Genomic DNA, 22195 nt, shown 5'->3' on the forward strand with positions numbered 1-22195 from the left:
TGCTACTTTTTGCTAAAAGCTTTAGGTATTTTTCAAGTTGTTGATATTTTTTTTAAGGCATAAAGTTTACTTAGGCAATCTAGTTTGATTCTTGATACTTGTAGGCTGGGCAATACCTACCAAAATACCGATAAAGTAAGCATTGCCAGCTTTCGGTAATTTTGTTAAAAATCAAAAAAGTATCCCATATCTAAAATTATTCTTAAATTTTTTCCATGCTTCACATCTATCCTGAGCAATATCCGATAAGACTCTTTTACTCAAAAATATTTATATAGCTAAAAAAATTAATAAAAATTTCAGACCTTTAACGTCCACAGCGAGTGGACTCGACTACCTTAGTAAGTGGGCAGCTTTAAAATCACATAGTAAATTCATTTAAGTGAGCCGTGAAAATTCCAAGTTCCATCTGGACATTACTCATTGGCATTGTGCTAACGCTCGTCAGCCTTTGGTACGGTCAAAATCACGGTCTGCTGCCAACAGCAGCCTCTGATGAAGCCGTCTTAGTTGATGGTTTGTTTAACACAATGATGATTGTTTCGACAGGCATCTTTTTGATTGTCGAAGGTATTTTGCTTTACGCTGCTTTTCGCTATCGACGGAAACCCGGTGACAACCAAGACGGGCCGCCAGTGGAAGGTAACGTACCCCTAGAAATTCTCTGGACAGCGATCCCCGCAATTATAGTTATTGGTATTTCCGTATACAGTTTTGACGTATACAACGACATTGGCGGCTTCGATCCCCATGCTGTCCATGAAGCGCCAATTACCCAAAATATGTCAATGAATATGCCGGGGGCTGCAATCGCCGCTACTCTAACCGATACACCCCCCAGCACCGAACCCAACCTCAATCAGCAAGAATCGGATGCGGCGATGCAAGACCCAGCTACAGCCGCAATTCGCAATGCTGACCAAATTCCCCAAAAGCAAAATGCGCCAGGGATCGGTATTGTGTCTCCCACCATTGGCGAAAGCCCAGACAAAGGCGGGAAACCCCCAGCATTAGCAGTTAACGTCACAGGGCTGCAATATGCTTGGCTGTTCACCTATCCCGAAACAGGCGTGTCTACAGGTGAACTACACCTTCCCATCGGGCGGGAAGTAAAAATCAACATGACAGCCAACGATGTGATTCACGCCTTTTGGGTACCAGAGTTCCGCCTCAAGCAAGATGCGATTCCTGGGAGACAAAGCGAAATTCGCTTCACACCGAGAGTTGAAGGTGATTATGCCCTCATCTGCGCCGAACTTTGTGGCCCTTACCACGGCGCAATGAGAACGCAAGTAGTTGTAGAAAGTCCAGAAAACTTTGACAAATGGATACAAGAGCAACTAGTAGCTAGCCGCGACACCTTGAATCAAGCCGTTGCTCTCAATCCCGCCAATCTATCAGCCGATGAATTCCTCGCCCCTTACACCAAGGACATGGGAATTAAACCAGAAGTACTTCATCAAGTTCACAAATAAGTCAATAGTCCAAAGTCAATAGTCCACAGTCAACAGTCCAAGGTTTTTAATAAATTATTTTTGACCATTGACCATTGACTATTGACCCTTGACAAAAAACCTTTATGACCCAAGCGCAAATCCAAGAAACAGCCAACATCCCTGCCCGGATTGAAGAACCAGGGGTGAGAAAATGGCAAGATTACTTTAGCTTTAATACCGACCACAAGGTAATTGGGATTCAATACCTCGTTACTTCGTTTATTTTCTACTGCATTGGCGGTGTGATGGCGGACTTGGTTCGCACGGAACTGAGAACCCCTGATGTAGATTTTGTCACCCCAGAAGTCTATAACAGCTTGTTTACCCTCCACGCCACAATCATGATTTTCTTGTGGATTGTGCCCGCAGGTGCAGGGTTTGCTAATTTCCTCATCCCCTTGATGATTGGGGCTAAGGATATGGCATTCCCGCGCTTAAATGCCGTCGCCTTTTGGATGATTCCGCCTGCTGGGGTGTTATTAATTGCCAGTTTAGCTGTAGGTGATGCACCGGATGCCGGCTGGACTTCTTACCCGCCCCTCAGCTTAGTCACAGGCCAAGTAGGTGAGGCGATTTGGATTATCAGCGTCTTGCTGCTAGGGACATCATCAATTTTGGGGGCGATTAATTTCCTCGTCACCTTGCTGCGGATGCGTATTCCCGGTATGGGCGTGCATCAAATGCCCTTATTTTGCTGGGCAATGTTTGCAACTTCCGCCCTGGTGTTAGTATCGACGCCAGTGTTAGCAGCTGGTTTAATTTTGCTAGCTTTTGACTTACTCGCCGGGACAACATTTTTCAACCCAACAGGCGGTGGCGATCCGGTGGTGTACCAGCATATGTTCTGGTTTTATTCCCACCCGGCGGTATATATCATGATTTTGCCCTTTTTCGGGGTAATTTCGGAAATTATTCCCGTGCATTCCCGTAAACCAATATTTGGTTATAAAGCGATCGCATATTCATCCCTCGCAATTAGTTTCTTAGGGCTAATTGTCTGGGCACACCACATGTTTACCAGTGGTATTCCCGGTTGGTTGCGGATGTTCTTTATGATCACCACCATGATCATCGCCGTACCTACAGGAATTAAAATTTTCAGTTGGTTAGGCACCATGTGGGGCGGTAAAATCCAGCTAGTTACTCCCATGCTATTTGCAATGGGCTTTGTTGGTACCTTTGTGATTGGCGGGATTAGCGGCGTAATGTTAGCCTCTGTACCCTTTGACATTCACGTACACGACACATATTTTGTCGTCGCCCATTTACATTACGTACTATTTGGTGGTAGCGTCCTGGGAATTTTTGCCGCTATCTATCATTGGTTCCCGAAAATGACGGGAAGAAAAATGAACGAATTCTGGGGTAAGGTTCACTTTGCCTTAACTCTTGTGGGTTTAAACATGACCTTCTTACCCATGCACAAACTGGGTTTAATGGGCATGAACCGCCGGGTAGCGCAATATGACCCCAAATTCACCTTGTTGAACGAAATTTGCACTTATGGTTCTTACATACTTGCTGTTTCCACAATTCCCTTCATTATCAATGCAATTTGGAGTTGGCTATACGGAGAGAAAGCAGGTAATAATCCTTGGAAAGGACTAACCCTAGAGTGGATGACCTCCTCACCCCCAGCCATCGAAAATTTTGATAAAACTCCCGTATTGGCTACAGGCCCCTACGACTACGGTTTGGAAAACGCCGGCGAAGGCGTACCCTTATCCGATCCCAACCCCATATTATCTGGTGGCGTCAACTCAGTATTAAGAGCCGAACCCGACGAACCATATCCCGGAATCACTGCGGAAAAAGAATAAATGTTGGGCATGGGGCATTGGGCATTGGGCATTGGGGAAGAGTCAACTGTCAATGGTCAATAGTCAACAGTCAACAGTCAAATAGAATTCTTAATTTTGAATTTTGAATTTTGAATTTTGAATTGTTATTCCCCCTGCCGCCTGCTCCCTGCCCCCTGCCTCCCTAGTCCCTCATCTTTAACAAAGAATTCATGCAAAGCCAAATAGTTGATCCAGCACAAGCTGAACTAAATCATCACCACGCGGCGGAAGCTGCCCATGTTGGGCACGAAGAACATCCAGATCATCGCCTGTTTGGGCTAATTGTCTTCCTGATTGCGGAAGGGATGATTTTTATGGGTTTGTTCGGAGCTTATCTCGCTTTCCGTGCTACTTTACCTGTCTGGCCTCCCGCAGGTACACCAGAGTTAGAACTGCTACTACCTGGAGTTAACACTGTCAATCTAATTGCTAGTAGTTTTGTCATGCATAATGCTGACACTGCTATCAAAAAGAATGATACCAAGGGTATGCGTACTTGGTTGGCAATTACTGCCTTGATGGGTACGATTTTCTTAGTGGGTCAGGTATATGAATACACCCATTTAGAATTTGGTTTAACTACCAATTTATTTGCCAGTGCTTTTTATGTGTTAACTGGGTTTCACGGTTTGCACGTTACTCTCGGCGTTTTGGCGATCGCGGCTGTGTTATGGCGATCGCGTCGTCCCGGTCATTACAGTAGTGAAAAACACTTCGGTATTGAAGCCGCAGAAATCTACTGGCACTTTGTGGACGTAATTTGGATTATTCTGTTCGGATTGTTGTATCTACTCTAAGTAATAGTTAGTAGTTGTTCACTCCACGCGAATAACTACCCCACCCCCCAATGGGGGTTTTTTTGTCAGTTATTTACGTAATTTGATTGTTTTTAGAGTTATACCAATTTGAAGAATGATCGCTACAAATGTAGGTTGGGTTGAGGAACGAAACCCAACACCCCAACGCCTTGTATATGTTGGGTTTCACTCCGTTTAACCCAACCTACGCATCTGTCGCATTCTTTTTTAAAATTGGTATTACTATTGTTGCTTTTTCCTAGCTATTAACCCATTATCTCAGTTCAGGAATCGCGATTAAAGACATTAAAGATATCAAGGTTTTAGCTTTTATATCAGGCGATCGCGCAATTGTCTTAAAGCTCCAATTGCCTAAGCTTTAATCTGCATAATTAATCAAATATCAAGCTATTTGCTATACAGCTTATCAGCATGATTTTTGACTTTTAATTCATGCTTAACCGCTCAACTATAGTTTTTTTATACATTCTTATATATACATTGAAACGTAGATTAATGATACATTAAAGTGTGTTTAGAAAATTGCTTGCAGATGAATAACTCTTAACTCAACTTTGTGATTAAAGCTACTAAGGCACTAGTGAATATTTCATTTGCAATTAGCCATGACACTATACCATCAAACTCTAATTTGTCCGCAAAGTAGATAAAATACGCCACATGCGTCAATACCCTCGCATTATCAGAACACTTCGACATCGCTACCAGACTGTGACACAGTTAAAGGGTAGAGTAACTAGCGATATTAATTACTTATTTTCCGGCGAGCCGAGAAACAGACAACAGCATCTTCTAAAAAAGCAAATACTGCGAAATCGCTTTAAAATTTTCCAACTCATAGCTAGAGGAGGATCTGGCGATACTTACTTAGCTATCGATCTAGATTTACCAGGACAACCATACTGTGTTGTCAAACATTTTTATCCTAAAAATCCCCATCCGGCTGTTATCCCAATTGCTAAAAATCTATTTGAACGGGAAGCAGAAAGTTTATATCATCTAGGTAAAAATCATAACCAAATTCCCACATTATTTGCTCACTTCCATGAAGATGGAGACTTTTATTTAGTCCAGGAATTTATTGATGGTTATGACTTGACACAAGAAATTGTTTCAGTAAAACCGCTAAGTGAAGCAGCCGTTATAGACTTATTAAAAGATATTTTAGAAGTGTTAAACTTCGTCCATCAACATAACATTATTCACCGAGATATTAAACCCCATAATATTATGCGGCGGCACTCAGATCAAAAACTAGTGCTGATTGATTTTGGCAGTATTAAAAAACTAGGAATTCAAGGAGCAACCTTAACAATAGCAGTTGGAACTCCTGGCTATATGCCAACAGAACAAGCCAAGGGAAAGCCAAAACTCAGCAGCGATATTTATGCAGTGGGGATGATAGGAATTCAAGCTTTAACAGGTTTAAAGCCGGAGGAATTACCAGAAGATCCCGATACAGGAGAAATCATCTGGCGCGACAAAGTACAAGTAAGCGATCGCCTCGCGAATGTTTTAGACAAAATGGTGCGCGAACGTCATAACCAGCGTTACCAATCAGCCGCAGAAGCTTTGCAAGCATTAATTCCAGAGATTCAGTTATCAGAATCTGCACCATTGACTACGCCATCAGAAAATGATGCAGAGCAAGCCTTACAACTATATAAAAAGTTTATTTTGTTTTTAGGAATCGGACTCGGTACCATCACCAGCGTCATCCTCATGCTTTTAATATATACATTTTTTCGCACGAATTTATCGCCGCCAAAACAACCCACACCCATACATTCTTTTAGAGCAAATTTTGGACAAGGAGGATACACAATTCAAAATTCAAAATTCTCTCTTGGAAAGTTCTGATCGGAGGAAACCTCCGCTCAGACTTTCCGCAAAATTCAAAATTATATTTGACTCTTTCCCAATGCCCAATGCCCAATGCCCAATGCCCATTTTCAAGCTATCCAATAAATTCTCATCTACAGTTATCAACTAATAATTATCCGGGTGCTTAATACAATTGATATCTCAATTTTTTGTGTTTTCAATACCAAATAACAACTTGAAGAATATGGATAATAGCAACCACGGAAAAGCTTTGCTCAAAGAAGATATTGCGATTTTTTTGAGAGGTTTGATTATTGGGAAAGTACTCACGCTCATGGTGATTGGTGGATTGCTCTGGTGGTTACTTAAGCCAGAGTCTTTCCGGGGTAATAATAGTGAAGCCACTAACTTGAGTATTAAATCTAACTCTACTGCATCAACCTTTCAATCACTGGCTGATGTGCCAACAGATTCATTTAACTATGGTGGTAGCACAACTTGGGCACCAATTCGCCAAGTAGTAGATGCGCAAATTCTCAGCGCTCGTCCAGAATTACAATTACAGTACTTAAATCCGGCGCAAGGTAGTCCTGGTTCTAGCGCGGGAATTCGGATGTTGCTAGATGGAGAATTAGATTTTGCTCAATCTTCTCGTCCGCTCACAGATGAAGAACAAGCGATCGCCAAAGCGCGAGGTGTTACACTTGAGCAACGGCAAATTGGCGTTGATGGGGTAGCAGTGGTAGTTAATCCAGCGCTCAATGTCCCTGGTTTAACTGTGGAGCAATTGCAACAAATATATTTAGGTAAAATTACTAACTGGAATCAGGTAGGCGGGCCTAATTTAGCGATCGCCGCTTTTTCCCAACCGCCAGAGAATGCAGATACTACCATCTTCTCTAATAACAGCAATAGCAAAAAATCAGAACTTGGCTCTAATGTCAAGTATGTTTACTCAACTACAGATGCATTGCGCCAACTTAGTAAAACCCCTGGCGGTATCTATTACGCTTCTGCTCGTGCGGTAATACCTCAATGTAGCGTCAAGCCTTTACCAATAGGTCGCACTGCTAGCGATTTTGTTTCCCCTTACCGCGAACCCTTGGTATCATCTGCACAATGTCCGCGCCAACGTAACCAAGTAAATACTGAAGCGATCAAAAATGGTAGCTATCCCATCACCTCTAAATTGTTTGTGATTATCAAACAAAACCAAGGTCAACAGCAGAAGGTGGGAAATGCCTATGCTAATCTATTGCTGACTGACCAAGGACAACAAGCTATTGAGCAAGCTGGTTTTGTGGGACTTCGCTAGTAAGTGAACTTGACATAGGGCTACAGCATCTACCTTGAAAATAGCGTTGACGGTTGACTGTTGACGGTTGACTGTTGACTCTTAAGATAAATTTTCATGTTTGGTTGTGTGATTTATCACATGAATTACAAAAAATAAATTACCCATATTCCGTAGTGCGAGCATCTTGCTCGCTGATGTTCGCTCATCGTGCGAGACGTTTGTCCTTTTATTTTGGGGTGGGCGTCTCGCCATTGGTGTCAACTTAACGCTAAATCCGCTTTGTAGCAAGGTTTTTGCCCTCACCCCCAACCCGCAAGAGATTTAATTCCCCTTCTCCTGGGGGAGAAGGGGTGAGGGGATGAGGGCGAGGGTTATTGTACAACACGCGCCGTATATAGCTTTTAGCTTAAATTGACACCAATGGCGTCTCGCCCGCCCATAGTCAAAGGCGGGCAAGATGCCCACCCCACAAGATTGGATAATTTATTTCTTGGAAGTCCCTAAAAGCCTTTCAAATCAGTCAACCGTCAACCGTCAACCGTCAACAACTATAAACCCCACTTTTTTGTGTATGTATCCGATGAATCAATTCCTAACGTGGTAAAATTTAACTCTGACAAAAGTACTCACCTAAAATTTAGCCAATGTCTCTACCAGAAATTACGCAAAAGCTCTTAGCCGCCAAGAAGCAGAAAGGACTTAGTTTCGCTGATTTAGAAAAAATTCTTGGACGAGATGAAGTCTGGATTGCAGCTGTATTTTACCGTCAAGCTAGTGCTTCTGAAGAAGAGGCGAAGTTAATCTTAGAGACATTGGAATTAGGGCCGATATATATTCAAGATTTAACCGCATATCCTGTTAAAGGATTGGGGCCAATTGTTCCTACAGATCCTTTAATTTACCGTTTTTACGAAATTATGCAGGTATATGGTATGCCCATAAAAGACATCATTCAGGAAAAATTCGGTGATGGGATTATGAGCGCAATCGATTTTACCTTGGATATTGAAAAAGAAGAAGATCCAAAAGGCGATCGCGTAAAAATTATTATGTCTGGAAAGTTTCTCCCTTACAAAAAATGGTAAGTTGTGAATCTGAGCAAGGATAACATTATCCTTGTGCTCATCACTGCCATTATCTTAGTATAAAAAGTTAGCTAATCTTGACAGCAAATATCCCAAAATCAAATAAATCTAGTATTTTTAGCCCTTATTATCATCAAAATTACGGGGCAATTTATTTAGGTGATAGTCTGGAATTAATTAAACATATTGAAGATAACAGTATTAATTTAATTCTCACTTCTCCTCCCTTTGCTTTGGCACGTAAAAAAGAATATGGTAACGAAAGTGCGGATAAATATATAGAATGGTTTTTACCTTTCGCCTACGAATTTAAAAAAAAGCTGACTGATAACGGCTCATTTGTTTTAGATTTAGGCGGTGCTTATCTTCCCGGTAATCCTGTTCGCAGTATCTACCAATATGAACTTTTAGTTAGATTGTGCAAAGAAGTTGGCTTTTTTTTAGCGCAAGAATTTTATCATTATAATCCAGCCAGATTACCTACCCCGGCAGAATGGGTAACAATTAGGCGAATTCGTGTCAAAGATTCAGTTAATGTTGTTTGGTGGTTATCAAAAACACCAAATCCTAAAGCAGACAACAGACAAGTTTTAAAACCATATAGCCAAAGTATGAAACAACTACTTAAAAATGGCTATCAGGCAAAAATTCGGCCTAGCGGACACGATATTTCTGATAAATTTCAAAAAGATAATCAAGGTGCAATTCCGCCAAATTTGCTGGAAATTGCCAATACGGAATCAAATAGCGCATATTTACGCCGTTGTAAAGTTGCAGGAATTAAACCCCATCCAGCCAGATTTCCTCAAGCTTTCGCCGAGTTTTTTATTAAATTTTTGACTGAGCGAGATGATATAGTATTAGATCCTTTTGCTGGTTCTAATACTACAGGATTTGTTGCTGAGGTTTTGCAACGCCGATGGTTTGCTTTTGAAATTAATGAGGATTATGTCAGGGGAAGTATTTACCGTTTCCATCAAGTAGAAGACGAAGCTTAAAGGATGAGTTTACCCCACCCATTTGAGGATGGAGTGCGAAAGTTAAACAAGATTGAGTATTGATAGAGTTTTTACTTCATCTTTCATCCTTTAAACCTGACAATTATTGATGGAAAAATCAGCCAAAACTGAACAGTGATTTATTTTCTCAATCCCTTTTTTGGGGCTAAACTGTAAATTGAAAATTTTTGAATATTGAGAATATTCATTTGGGAATTTTAATTATTGACCCCAAAAAGCAGATTTATATCTCACCGTTAACCTGCATTTTATGCACTTCATCTGCTAGCTCTTGACGACTTTGATCGTCGAGTTTATCAATTGCTAACATCCCCATCAGTATAACCTCTTTCAGAGTTAAACGAGTTGAATGTGCCTGTTTTTGCACAATCTCCTTAATAATCGGACTGACACCGATCGCTGTACTAGCTCTAGCCACGAAATAACAGATAAATATTAACGACTTCGCCTAAATCTTAGCATTTCCTTTCCGCTTATTCTACATAAATATATAATCTATGAGAATTAGTCAAATGTAGTTTTCGCATTTTTGCATTCATCTGGCGGTTGACAAAATATAGTTAGCAGAAAACGCGCTAATTTTCCTATTCCTCTAGTTAGAATATAAGCAAAAATCGTCTATTCCTTTTGATTTTTGACTAAATTTGCAATTATGCCAGGAAACGTGTGAGTAACTTGATTACTTAAGTGTAAAATTTCCGATGATTACCCTAGAATAGCGAATTTAACTGCCTAAAGCAATGTAAATCAACCTCTAGCGATCGCCTGCTTGTTTCCTTATATCCTGTGTATTGTGTTCTATGATTCATACTGAAGTTTTTCCACATAGCTAGGATGGGTATTACCCACTATGTAGGAGTTGCGATCGCATCTACTAGTGATAGTTGTAAAATTTTTCATTTTATTCACTCAGACGGCATGAATATCTATCATGAAAAGATGGTAGAGGGGAAGAGGGTTTTAACTAAATTTACTTTTCGTAATATAATTCTGTTTGTTTGCATCCTTCTCTTAAACCTCTGTTTTGATTTATGCTGTCTAAGCACGCCCAATTTGATATAAGAAAATTAAAATCGTTTCTAGGTATAGGAAACTGGAAATTTTTGCTGAAATTTCCTAAATTAGACATTTAGAAATAAATTTAGACATTTACCATGACAACAACATTCAATGTCAGCGCCTCCTTGATGAGAAAGTTACACTGTCATTCATCGGCAAATAGTAGAGTAAATACTGATGACTTTAGTTATATAAGTCACAAATATAATAGCTATTAGTATTGTTGATAATAGCCCAAAAAACGTGAAAGTACTTAGATTACAGTGGAGGAAGTGATAGAGTTAGTAAAATCTCTGTTTGTAACTAAAGTACTCTAGTAAATTTTATCTGCGGTAGTTCAGTAAAAATTCGGTTTAAAGAGATTGTAAATTGTCCAAGCAAATCCTCTGAATCCGCTTTACAGATATAGACAGAGTAAATGAAAATAACAAAATAAGCAGTTACACCGAAATAATTTTCCTGAATTTAGTCAATTACTACTGTTATAAGTAAAAGCAATGAGTATAGGAGAGAAAATACGATGAGGGACCCTTATCTGTTGACAGCAGGTTTGTTAACAGTATTGGCAATACCAGCATCGGCTCTTCCCCAGATGTCGATTATTCTGCCAGAGCATTCAAGATTTCAGTGGAATTTACAACAGGGTTCCCAGTCAAAAATCAATCAACAAAGCATTCCCAGCGTCAATTTCTTTTTAAAAGAATTTCCTCACCCAGGTTTGCAAACATCAGCAATTTCCCAGCCAATATTAGGTGAAAAAATTAACCCCCAGTCAAGCTTGGCGGTACCAAGATTTAGCGATGATAAATTTGCCAAACTAGTAGAATCATCAGTAAATTCTACTTTTCCCGAAGCTAATCGGGTGTTGGCATCAGGGAGCCAACTTTACGATCAAAGATTAGAAGCTTTAAAAACAGTTCAACAAAATAAACGTCTATTTGCAGATAGTTTGCAATCATTAGAATCGGCAAACAAACGTCAATTAACTTATGAAGATTGGAAACGTTTATTAGTATTAGAAGCCAAATCGATCGCCCGTAGCAAAGGCACAGATTCTCTCGGTATTTTAGTTGGGGATTCCTTAAGCATGTGGTTTCCTCAAGAAAAACTCCCTGCTGGTAAATTGTGGTTAAATCAGGGTATATCAGGCGATACATCTACCGGAATTTTAAAAAGATTATCAGCATTTTCGGAAACCAGACCAGATGTCATATATATCATGGCTGGGATTAACGACTTAAGAAAAGGTACTAAAGACGAAGTAATTTTGCGCAATCATCGCCGAATTATGCGTACCTTACGTCTGAGTCACCCCAATGCAAAAATAATTGTGCAATCAATATTACCTACGCGCTTACCTAATATTTCTAATCAAAGAATTCGCAATTTAAATACCCAAATAGAAGTAATTGCCAAACAAGAAAAAGTTACCTATGTAAATATGTATAAGTGGTTTACAGACTTAGAAGGTAAATTACGGGAAGATTTAACCACCGATGGCTTACATTTATCATTAGATGGTTATGACCTTTGGCGAGCAGAAATAGAGAAATTAGAATTAAAATCTACAGAGCGCAATAATTAAGCGATCGCTCTTTTTGAGATATATGGAAATTAGTCCCAGCGATGCCATCGCCATCCGTGAGACAATAGAACGGCAATTAGCAGCCTTTCAAAAGGATGATACTGCAGGAGCCTTCGCCCTTGCAAGTCCAGAAATTCAAATTCAGTTCCGCAACCCAGAAAACTTTATGCAGATGGTAAAACTGGGTTACCCTGCGGTGTATCGTCCCCGTTCAGTCTTTTTTGAGAAGATTAAAACCATTCACGGAAAGGTAACTCAATTAGTATTGCTGCTAGGCCCTGACGGAATTCCGGTAAGGGCATTATATATCATGGCAAAGCAGCGGGATACCCTCTGGAAGATTAACGGGTGTGTGTTGATTCCTGTAGAAGCGGAAATTAATTAGTTATTTGTCAATAGTCAATAGTCAATAGTCAATAGTCAATAGTCAAGGACTTACGCAAAAATTGCCAAAAAGCTTAATTTATTGAACCGCATTAGACACGCAGTGGCTTCCCGCAGGGTAGACGCCAAGAACGCCTTCTCTGCGAGAGGCTTCCGCCAACGCGCAGCGTCTCCCCTTGGGAGAAGAATTCGTAGAGTGTGCGTAATCACTATAGTCATTTGTCCTCCTTGTCTCCCCAATGCCCAATGCCCAATGCCCAATGCCCAATGCCCATTTCCCTACTTTAAAATGTAACTACACTTCTAATTGATTCACCTATGTGCATTAATTCAAAGGCATCATTAATTTGTTCAATGGGCATTACATGGGTAATTAAATCATCAATATTAATCTTTCCTTCCATATACCAATCAACAATTTTCGGCACATCTGTACGTCCTCTGGCACCGCCGAAGGCTGAACCTTTCCACACGCGCCCTGTTACTAATTGGAAAGGACGAGTACTAATTTCTTGTCCCGCACCAGCAACACCAATAATTACACTAACACCCCAACCTTTGTGACAGCATTCTAAGGCTTGGCGCATTACTTTGACATTGCCGATACATTCAAAAGTGTAATCCGCACCACCTTTGGTTAAGTCAACTAAATAAGGAACTAAATCACCTTCGACTTCTTGGGGATTTACAAAATGTGTCATCCCAAATTTTTCGGCTAAGGCGCGTTTGCTGGGATTAATATCTACCCCAACAATCATATCTGCTCCCACCAGCCTTGCTCCTTGGATGACATTTAAGCCTATCCCCCCTAAGCCAAATACTATTACCTTTGCACCTGGTTCTACTTTGGCTGTATAAATAACTGCGCCTATACCTGTGGTAACACCGCAGCCAATGTAACAAACCTTATCAAAGGGGGCATCCTCGCGAATTTTAGCAACGGCAATTTCCGGTAAAACTGTATAGTTGGCGAAGGTAGATGTGCCCATATAATGATGAATCATTTCGCCACCGATACTAAAGCGACTAGTACCATCAGGCATGACACCGCGTCCTTGAGTAGGGCGGATAGCTTGGCAGAGATTGGTTTTGAGACTGAGACAATATTCACACTGACGACATTCTGGGGTGTAAAGAGGAATAACGCGATCGCCTGGTTTTACACTAGTTACACCAGCACCCACATCGACAACTACACCTGCGCCTTCATGCCCTAAAATGGCGGGAAACAAACCTTCAGGATCTTCACCAGAAAGAGTAAATGCATCGGTATGACAAACACCACTCGCTTTGATTTCTACCAAAACTTCACCAGCTTGTGGCCCTGCTAATTGAACGGTTTCTATAGTTAATGGCTTACCTGCGCCGTAAGCGACTGCGGCTTTAACATCCACGCCTTAGCCCTCCTGTATACAAGTTGCGTGCGTTAATGGGCTTTTATGAGTTTACAGAAATTTGACGATCAAGGGCTAGGGAGACAAGGTGAGAAGGGGGACAAGAAAGACAAGGGGGGGGACTTCCAACTAAAAAAATATTCCATCGCTGTGTATGCAGAGGAGGCAGAGGAGGCAGAGGAAGCAGAGGAGAAATAATTTGCCACTATGAAAATGGCATAATTTATTTTCTGGAAGTACCGGGACAAGGAAGACAAGGGGGACAAGGGGGAATAATGACAAATGACAAATGACAAATGACCAATGACAAATGACTAATTTTGTTAAAATGTCATTCTTTAGTTAGATTAATAAATGATGGAAATAGCTTTCTGAGCAATGATGTAAACTTTTGCTAGTAGAAATTCCCTCATAAGAATTTAGTCAATTCCTCAATAAATTATTAGTCACAGCCTATGAATCCTGCCCTTACAAAAATTGGCGCTCAAATGTCTAACCTGACCGGCGTGCGAGCGATTATGAAAGATATTATCGAAACGCTGCAATCTGGCGCGGGGCAGGAATTGATTAACTTGAGTGCGGGTAATCCGTTGATTTTGCCTGCTGTGGAGCAGTTATGGCGCGATTGTACAGCAGATTTGCTGGCTAGCTCGGAATATGGTGAAGTGGTTTGCCGTTACGGCTCTAGCCAAGGTTATGCACCATTAATAGAAGCGATCGCGAATGATTTTAATCGGCGCTACGGTTTACAATTAACTTCTCGCAATATTTTAATTACTCCTGGTAGTCAAACTTTATACTTCTACGCCGCTAATGCTTTCGGTGGTTACACGACTACAGGCGAACTCAAGCAAATAGTTTTACCTTTAAGTCCTGATTACACTGGTTATGGTGGACTTTGTCTAGCACCGGAAGCATTAGTTGCTTATAAACCAGCTTTAGATATTGATGCGCCTGCGCACAGATTTAAATATCGTCCTGACTTCAGCCAACTTTCTATTTCTGAAAGTACAGGTTGTGTGATTTTTTCTCGTCCCTGTAATCCTACAGGTAACGTTCTCACCGATGAAGAAGTGAGAAAAATCGCGGCTTTAGCTGCACCTTATGATGTGCCAGTATTAATTGACTCCGCCTATGCGCCGCCTTTCCCCGCGCTGAATTTCACGGATATGTCGTTAATATTTGAAGAAAATATCCTGCATTGCACCAGTTTATCGAAAGCTGGCTTACCAGGGGAAAGAATCGGGATTGCGATCGGTAATGAAAAGACTATTCAAGTTCTCGAATCATTCCAAACTAATGCTAGCTTGCATTCCTCCCGATATGGACAAGCGATCGCAGCGCGAGCGATCAATTCTGGCGCGTTAGCGGAAATTGCCGAACAAGTCATTCGCCCCTTCTACCAAAACAAATTCACTGTATTAGAAAATACCTTGGATGCAGCCATGCCCAAGGACTTACCTTGGTTCCTACATCGCGGTGAAGGCGCAATCTTTGCTTGGTTGTGGTTACAAGATTTACCAATTACTGATTGGGAATTATACCAAGAATTGAAGAAAGTCGGTGTAATTGTGGTTCCTGGTAGTACCTTCTTCCCCGGTTTAAAAGAAGAATGGCCGCATAAACAACAATGTGTGCGGATCAGCCTCACCGGTAGCGATGAAGAGTTGGTAACCGGGATGCGTCGCTTGGCGAAGGCGGTAGAACAAATATATCAGAGTGCAACTGTCAGCGCTTAAGAGAAGGCAGCGCCTTGACTTCGCTCGGCGCTAGAGAAAGTGGTAGGGTGTGTTATGCCGCAGGCTAACGCACCATCTAAAATTGCAATTAAATAATGGGAATGAACCGCGAAGACGCGAAGAACGCGAAGAAGAAAAGAAAAAAAGGGATTAATCCAATATCGCCCAGGGAAAGTCCAAAATTGGATGATTGGTTAGATATTGGTAAGATTGTCGCGCCTCAAGGATTGGCTGGAGAAATGCGGGTGTATCCCAATACCGACTTCCCGGAACGATTTGAGGTAGCTGGAAAACGCTGGTTGTTGCGTCCAGGAGCGACAGAACCCCAGCCTGTAGAATTGCTGGAAGGACGTTACATTGAAGGAAAAAATTTATACGTTATTAAATTAGCTGGGGTGAACAATCGCAACCAAGCTGAGGAATTGCGCGATTGTCAGTTAATGGTACCAATAAGCGATCGCCCCCAGTTGGCAGAAGATGAATTTTATGTACCCGATTTGCTAGGCTTGGAAGTGTTTTTGCAAGTATCAGGGGAACTGGTGGGTAAGGTGGTAGATATAATTCCTGCTGGTAACGATTTATTAGAAGTGGAGTTAGATCCAGCATTTGCACCGAGTAAGAAACAGAAGAAAGTTTTAGTTCCCTTCGTAGAAGCGATCGCGCCTGTAGTAGATATCCAAGGTGGGCGCATTGAAATTACACCCCCACCAGGGTTATTGGAAATATAATTTTGGGCATTGGGCATTGGGCATTGGGCAGAGAAACAATTTTGAATTTTGAATTTTGAATTTTGAATTTTTTGTCCCCCTTGTCCTCCTTATCCAGTGCTACAATCCAAGCAGCATTGAGACTTCAGCCTATGGTTTCTCACGCCGAATCATTAACCCAAACAGAAGTCATCTACCCAGATAGTGACGGACAGCCAATGGCAAATAATACTGAACAATTTCGCTGGATTTTGGTTATCCAGCAAAATTTAGATTGGCTGTACGCCAACGATGGGAATGTATTTGTGGCGGGAGATTTATTTTGGTATCCGGTAGAAGGACGCAATAATATTTTTAATGCACCGGATGTTATGGTTGTGTTTGGTAGACCAAAGGGTAAACGCGGTTCTTATCAACAATGGAATGAATCAGGAATTCCACCGCAGGTAGTGTTTGAAATCCTATCTCCTAGCAATTCTCAAGATGAGATGGATAGAAAACTCCTGTTTTACGATCGCTACGGTGTTGAGGAGTATTACATTTACAATCCTGAGAAAAATCAGTTAAGAGGTTGGTTGCGTGGTGAAGGAGGGTTAGATGTTATCCCCACGACTGCAAATTTACTCAGTCCCCGTTTAGGAATTCGCTTTGATTTATCTGGCGATGAGTTGCAAATTTATCGTCCTGATGGTACAAAGTTTTTTACTTATGTAGAAATTTGTCAACTTCTCGAACAAGAACGACAACGTGCTGAAGCAGCCGAAGCGGCATTAGAAGCCGAAAAAAGGCGATCGCAACTTCTCGCTGATAGATTACGAGAAATGGGTATTAATCCCGAAGATTTGATTTAAAAATTATGTCTTCACCCTGTAGGGGGAAATTTTAAGCAAAAATTTTCCCTAAATTTATGTGGACTAACTAAAGTTAATCAACCTCTTGGATGCAAGTCATCTTGCCCGCTTTAATGCGTGAATTTAAATGTATGACAGCTTGCTTATCCTCTGTCAAAAGTAAGATTTTAAAATTGCTGAAACTAGCTTTAATATGACGTTTTGTGATTTATAACGGCAAAATTACTGATGCTGATTCGCAAAAATAAACAAATTTTTGATCCCCGCTTAGGTTTAGCTATTTATTCGCAAAAAATTTGTCATAACTCTTATATATGTTGTCCAAAATACCAATTTGTCTTATTGTAATCATTTACATAAATCAGGAATTTAATCGTAAAAATAATCTTAAAAATCAGCTACATCGCCTGATAAATTTGTTACTCTGGCAGAGAATTCTTCATTGGTGTTTTTTCATATTTATTTTAGATTTGAGCGAATAACTGTCTGAAACAGCGATTAATTTCCACCTTCCAGAGAAATACTGGGTAAATTTGTCACGAGTAAGATGACACTCAGCCTCTAGATAAGTAAACTTGCATACTGATTGAATGAATTCGTCACATCCTCATGTAATGGAGTTTGATAATGACTTTAGCAAGTCCGACTCAACCAAAGCCTTTAAAGGATGAAGAATTACGCAAAATAAACGCCTACTGGCGTGCGGCTAACTATCTTTCAGTAGGCCAAATATATCTGCTTGATAATCCGCTTTTACGAGAACCACTGAAGCTAGAACACGTAAAACCCAGGCTTTTAGGTCACTGGGGAACCACACCCGGTCTGAATTTTATCTATGTACATTTGAATCGGGTAATCAAAAAATATGACCTGAATACAATTTACATTGCCGGGCCTGGTCATGGCGGGCCGGGTATCGTTGCTAATACCTACCTGGAAGGTACTTACAGCAAGTACTACCCCAACATTTCTCAGAATGTTGAGGGGATGAAGCAACTTTTCAAACAATTTTCCTTCCCCGGTGGGATTCCCAGCCATGTAGCGCCGGAAACTCCAGGTTCGATCCATGAAGGTGGTGAACTTGGTTACGCACTTGTCCACGCCTACGGTGCAGCTTTTGATAATCCCGATCTAATTGTGGCTGCGGTTGTCGGTGATGGAGAAGCAGAAACTGGTGCTTTAGCTACAAGCTGGCACTCTAACAAGTTTATTAACCCTGTCCATGATGGTGCGGTATTGCCGATTTTACACCTCAACGGGTATAAAATCGCTAATCCTACAGTATTATCACGGTTGAGCCACGATGAGTTAGAAAGCTTGTTTGTTGGCTATGGATATAAGCCTTACTTTGTGGAAGGTTCCGACCCAGCCGATGTGCATCAGCAAATGGCAGCAACTTTGGATACTATTGTTACTGAGATACAAAGTATTCAAAGAGAAGCTAGGGTACATGGGTTTACCCAACGCCCACAATGGCCGATGATTATTTTGCGGACTCCCAAAGGCTGGACAGGCCCCAAAGATGTAGATGGGAAAAAGACCGAAGATTTTTGGCGATCGCATCAAGTTCCCTTTGGCGAAATTGCGAAAAAGCCAGAACACCTGAAATTACTGGAAGATTGGTTAAAGAGTTACAAACCAGAAGAACTTTTTGACGAAAAAGGTAAGTTAATTCCCGAATTAGCTGAATTAGCTCCCCAAGGACATCGCCGCATGGGCGATAACCCCCATACCAATGGTGGTATAGTACTGCGGGAACTGACAATTCCAGAGTTCCAAAAATATGCCGTAGATGTTCCCGAACCCGGTAAAGTCGAAGCCGAAGCCACCAAAGTTGCGGGTAAGTTTCTCCGGGATATCATGCGATTTAACGAAGAAACCCGCAATTTCCGCATTTTCGGCCCCGATGAAACCCAATCCAACCGTCTAGATGCGGTATTTGAGGTTACAGACCGGACTTGGGCGGCGGATATCCTCCCGGAAGACGAACATCTATCACCCAATGGGCGGGTGATGGAAATGCTCAGTGAAACTTGCTGTCAAGGTTGGTTAGAAGGCTACTTGCTCACAGGTCGTCATGGGTTCTTCTCTTGCTATGAGGCGTTTATTCACATCATTGACTCGATGTTTAACCAACACGCCAAATGGTTAAAAACTACCCTGGATATTCCTTGGCGCAGACCAATTGCATCCCTAAACTACCTGTTAACTTCCCATGTTTGGCGACAAGACCACAACGGTTTTTCTCACCAAGATCCTGGTTTTATTGACCATGTAGCCAATAAAAAAGCAGAAGTTGTCCGCATCTATTTACCCCCCGATGCTAATACTTTGCTGTCAGTGACAGATCACTGTCTCAGAAGTAAGCATTACGTTAACGTCATTGTTGCGGGTAAACAGCCAGCTTTACAGTACTTAGACATGGATTCTGCCATTAAGCACTGTACTAAAGGCTTGGGTATTTGGGAATGGGCAAGTAATGATAAAGGTAGCGAACCAGATGTAGTCATGGCTTGTGCTGGTGATATTCCCACCTTAGAAACCTTAGCGGCTGTGGATATCTTGCGCCAGAACTTCCCAGAGTTAAAAGTGCGGGTAGTCAACGTAGTGGATTTAATGACACTCCAACCCAAAGGCGAACATCCCCACGGTTTAAGCAGCAAAGACTTCGACACAATTTTTACCACAGATAAACCGATTATCTTTGCTTTTCATGGTTATCCCTGGTTAATTCATCGCCTAACCTATCGCCATACCAACCATCACAATTTACACGTGCGCGGTTTCAAAGAAGAAGGTACTACTACCACTCCCTTTGATATGGTTGTACTGAACGACCTCGATCGCTTCCATCTAGTAATGGACGTAATCGATCGCGTGCCAAAATTGGGTGCTAAAGCAGCTTACGTCAAGCAAATGTTGCAAGATAAGCTGATTGAGCATACGCACTACATTGAGCGTTATGGCGAAGATATGCCAGAAATCCGCAATTGGAAGTGGCCTTATTAAGCGGTACATCAATATATTCTAGAGGGCATGGCATTGCCATGCCCCTACAATCTGCCACATTCTCTTTTGAAATTGGTATTATTTATCCATCTAGCTCCCATGCTCTGCGTGGGAGCTTAGATTTATGAGGCTCTGCCTCAATTGATCCGAATATTCTCAGCAGTTGAAAATCTTACCGCGACATTCACCAAATCCAATGCGCTGGTAACCTGGGGTTTCACAATATCCCCGCAGAATTACTTCATCACCATCAGCTAAGAATTTTCGCACCTCACCTGTAGGTAGCGTAATTGGTTGAGAACCGCGCTGTGTAATTTCTAATAAGCAACCTTGCGAACCAACTTCCGCACCAGAAACTGTACCACTAGCAAGTAAATCTCCTGAACGCAGGTTACAACCATTACTGGCGTGATGGGTGAGCATTTGCGCCAATGTCCAATACATTTGTTGGAAAGAACCACGACTTAACAGCCAAGGTTCTAAACCCTGTTGTTGCATTTGCGCTGAAGTTATCCAAACTTCTAATGTAATATTGATACCGCCCAAACTCTCATCGACTGGCGAAGATAAATAAGGTAGCGGTTGCGGATCGCCTGACGCACGACTAAAAGCCGGACAGCGAAACGGTGCTAAGGCTTCTAAGGTAACTACCCAAGGGGAAATTGTGGTTGCAAAACTCTTGGCTAAAAACGGCCCCAAAGGTTGATATTCCCAAGCTTGAATATCTCTAGCTGACCAATCATTAACTAAGCACAGTCCAAATATATGTTCTTCTGCTTTATCTATATATATAGATTCTCCCGGTTGATTACCAACACCGACAAAAAACCCAATTTCTAATTCGTAATCCAGCATTTGCGTAGGTGCAAATTTGGGTACTGAATCTGCTGGTAGTTTGATTTGCCCGCTAGGACGCTTAATAGCAGTATCGCTAGGCACAATTGATGAAGCGCGTCCATGATAGGCGATAGGTACATATTTATAGTTAGGCAGCAAAGGATTGTCTGGACGGAAAAGCTTTCCGACATTTGTCGCGTGAAAGATGGAGGCGTAAAAATCAGTATAATCACCAATAAAATTTGGCATTAAAAAAATAGCTTCAGACATGGTGAAGAGAATTTCTGCCGGTGGCTGTGGTTGTCTGTTAGCTTGCAATAACTGACTGAGGTGCTGACGCAAAGCTAATCTAGCAGGAATTTCTATCCCCATTAAGAGATTTAAATTAGGGGCTGTACAGGCGATTTGTAATTTTTCGGGGAGTTGTGACAGTAAACCAAGTTGATAGCATCTAGTTAAATCTAAAATTTCCTCGCCAATTGCTACCCCAATTCGCGGAGTTTCAGCGCTACCTTGGCGGCGAAACACAGCAAAAGGTAAGTTTTGGATGGGAAAATCGGTGTCTGGTTGATTTGCTGATTCAACCCAACTGCGTAAACTGGGGTTATGGGTGGCGTCAATAGGATAGCTCATAGAGAGAGAGAATAGAGAACTTCGGTTGATGCTGATGATGAGTAGCTTCAAGTTTTACACTTAAATTATTGATTGGGAGCGATCGCTCATTGACAGCTGCCCCCAATTTTCAGTATCACCTTAATAACGCAGATGGTATCAATGCAGATATTTAAAGTCATTGAAGACGCAATCACAAAACCACCAATTCCCCACGAACCACATAAGCAATCTTTGAAAGCTTGGGCGATGTATTGCTTACGAGATAAAGGTTTTAAAGTTGTTTATGCGCAAAATGCTGATTTTGCCATTGAACCGAAAAATAGCGACAAGTTGTATTTTAAGGTGACAAATAACGCCGATGATGTAGACAATTCTTGCAGCTGGATAGTTTGGGATAGTACCAGCAAACAAGTGAGTCTGATTCCGTTGCCAGCTAAGGGTTAGGGGTTAGGGGCTAGGGAAGGAGGAAAATTGTTGACTGTTGACTGTTGACTGTTGACTGTTGACTGTTGACTGTTGACTGTTGACTAGACCTCTTGCAAAAGTCCCAGATGCGTGGGACAAGTAGATTAGAGTTGGGTAGCATTGATGACCTACGAACAAGTAAAGAGCCTGAAGCCGGAAGACTTCAAACG

The 22195-nt window shown here is 41.6% G+C and carries 18 protein-coding genes; 14 read left to right on the forward strand and 4 right to left on the reverse strand.

The genetic code is table 11. The features are described from left to right. Positions 1-389: 389 nt before the first annotated feature. The 7 genes from H6G08_RS25600 to H6G08_RS25630 all read left to right on the forward strand — a co-directional run bounded on the left by H6G08_RS25600 (position 390) and on the right by H6G08_RS25630 (position 9359). On the forward strand, positions 390-1475 hold the full coding sequence (locus H6G08_RS25600) for a cytochrome c oxidase subunit II (protein ID WP_190548152.1): 1086 nt from the start codon (positions 390-392) through the stop codon (positions 1473-1475). A gap of 104 nt (positions 1476-1579) precedes the next feature. After that, positions 1580-3316: a cytochrome c oxidase subunit I gene (gene ctaD / locus H6G08_RS25605; RefSeq protein WP_190548154.1), complete on the forward strand. Its 1737-nt coding sequence runs from the start codon at positions 1580-1582 to the stop codon at positions 3314-3316. 191 nt (positions 3317-3507) lie between these two features. Beyond that, positions 3508-4134, forward strand: coding sequence for a cytochrome c oxidase subunit 3 (locus tag H6G08_RS25610; protein ID WP_096642338.1), 627 nt, complete (start codon positions 3508-3510; stop codon positions 4132-4134). A gap of 732 nt (positions 4135-4866) precedes the next feature. Beyond that, complete coding sequence (locus tag H6G08_RS25615; protein WP_313942729.1) at positions 4867-6015, forward strand: protein kinase domain-containing protein; 1149 nt, start codon at positions 4867-4869, stop codon at positions 6013-6015. 208 nt (positions 6016-6223) lie between these two features. Then, complete coding sequence (locus H6G08_RS25620) at positions 6224-7294, forward strand: PstS family phosphate ABC transporter substrate-binding protein (RefSeq protein ID WP_190548158.1); 1071 nt, start codon at positions 6224-6226, stop codon at positions 7292-7294. A 626-nt stretch (positions 7295-7920) separates the two neighbouring features. Continuing rightward, positions 7921-8361, forward strand: coding sequence for a cyanase (cynS, locus tag H6G08_RS25625; protein ID WP_190548160.1), 441 nt, complete (start codon positions 7921-7923; stop codon positions 8359-8361). A 77-nt stretch (positions 8362-8438) separates the two neighbouring features. Further along, a complete protein-coding gene (locus tag H6G08_RS25630; RefSeq protein ID WP_199322741.1) occupies positions 8439-9359 on the forward strand; it encodes a DNA-methyltransferase in 921 nt (306 codons plus the stop codon). A 244-nt stretch (positions 9360-9603) separates the two neighbouring features. Here H6G08_RS25630 and H6G08_RS25635 read toward each other — a convergent pair whose 3' ends face one another. Further along, positions 9604-9816, reverse strand: coding sequence for a hypothetical protein (locus H6G08_RS25635; protein ID WP_096642333.1), 213 nt, complete (start codon positions 9814-9816; stop codon positions 9604-9606). Between the two features lie 1143 nt (positions 9817-10959). Here H6G08_RS25635 and H6G08_RS25640 point away from each other — a divergent pair. Both H6G08_RS25640 and H6G08_RS25645 read left to right on the forward strand, forming a co-directional pair. Beyond that, on the forward strand, positions 10960-12024 hold the full coding sequence (locus H6G08_RS25640) for an SGNH/GDSL hydrolase family protein (RefSeq protein WP_190548162.1): 1065 nt from the start codon (positions 10960-10962) through the stop codon (positions 12022-12024). Positions 12025-12046: 22 nt separating this feature from the next. After that, positions 12047-12409, forward strand: a complete 363-nt coding sequence (locus H6G08_RS25645) for a DUF4864 domain-containing protein (RefSeq protein ID WP_190548164.1) — start codon at positions 12047-12049, stop codon at positions 12407-12409. A gap of 283 nt (positions 12410-12692) precedes the next feature. On the opposite strand, the gene H6G08_RS25650 is transcribed toward H6G08_RS25645, so the two are convergent. Further along, entirely contained in the window at positions 12693-13802 is a 1110-nt protein-coding gene (locus tag H6G08_RS25650; protein ID WP_190548166.1) for an S-(hydroxymethyl)glutathione dehydrogenase/class III alcohol dehydrogenase, read from the reverse strand. A 455-nt stretch (positions 13803-14257) separates the two neighbouring features. Here H6G08_RS25650 and H6G08_RS25655 point away from each other — a divergent pair, with 455 nt between their 5' ends. The 4 genes from H6G08_RS25655 (at position 14258) to H6G08_RS25670 (ending at position 20108) form a co-directional block, all read left to right on the forward strand. After that, positions 14258-15541 carry a valine--pyruvate transaminase gene (locus H6G08_RS25655; RefSeq protein ID WP_190548168.1) on the forward strand — a complete coding sequence of 428 codons (1284 nt, stop codon included), beginning with the start codon at positions 14258-14260 and terminating at the stop codon, positions 15539-15541. A gap of 101 nt (positions 15542-15642) precedes the next feature. Next, positions 15643-16269 carry a ribosome maturation factor RimM gene (rimM, locus tag H6G08_RS25660; protein WP_190548170.1) on the forward strand — a complete coding sequence of 209 codons (627 nt, stop codon included), beginning with the start codon at positions 15643-15645 and terminating at the stop codon, positions 16267-16269. Positions 16270-16400: 131 nt separating this feature from the next. Further along, a complete protein-coding gene (locus H6G08_RS25665; protein ID WP_190548184.1) occupies positions 16401-17099 on the forward strand; it encodes a Uma2 family endonuclease in 699 nt (232 codons plus the stop codon). Positions 17100-17726: 627 nt separating this feature from the next. Continuing rightward, positions 17727-20108 (forward strand): phosphoketolase family protein, encoded by a 2382-nt coding sequence (locus H6G08_RS25670; protein ID WP_190548172.1) that lies wholly within the window; start codon positions 17727-17729, stop codon positions 20106-20108. A 156-nt stretch (positions 20109-20264) separates the two neighbouring features. On the opposite strand, the gene fahA is transcribed toward H6G08_RS25670, so the two are convergent. Continuing rightward, positions 20265-21578, reverse strand: coding sequence for a fumarylacetoacetase (gene fahA, locus H6G08_RS25675; RefSeq protein ID WP_190548174.1), 1314 nt, complete (start codon positions 21576-21578; stop codon positions 20265-20267). Positions 21579-21719: 141 nt separating this feature from the next. On the opposite strand from fahA, the gene H6G08_RS25680 reads away from it, so the two are divergent. Next, the gene (locus tag H6G08_RS25680; protein ID WP_190548176.1) at positions 21720-22004 is read left to right on the forward strand and encodes a hypothetical protein; all 285 of its coding nucleotides are present in this window, start codon (positions 21720-21722) and stop codon (positions 22002-22004) included. 3 nt (positions 22005-22007) lie between these two features. Here H6G08_RS25680 and H6G08_RS37250 read toward each other — a convergent pair. After that, the coding region (locus tag H6G08_RS37250; RefSeq protein ID WP_206758300.1) for a hypothetical protein at positions 22008-22195 on the reverse strand (188 nt) is incomplete at its 5' end.

This window comes from Calothrix anomala FACHB-343, from assembly GCF_014696435.1.
Taxonomy (GTDB): Bacteria; Cyanobacteriota; Cyanobacteriia; order Cyanobacteriales; family Nostocaceae; genus Aulosira; species Aulosira anomala_A.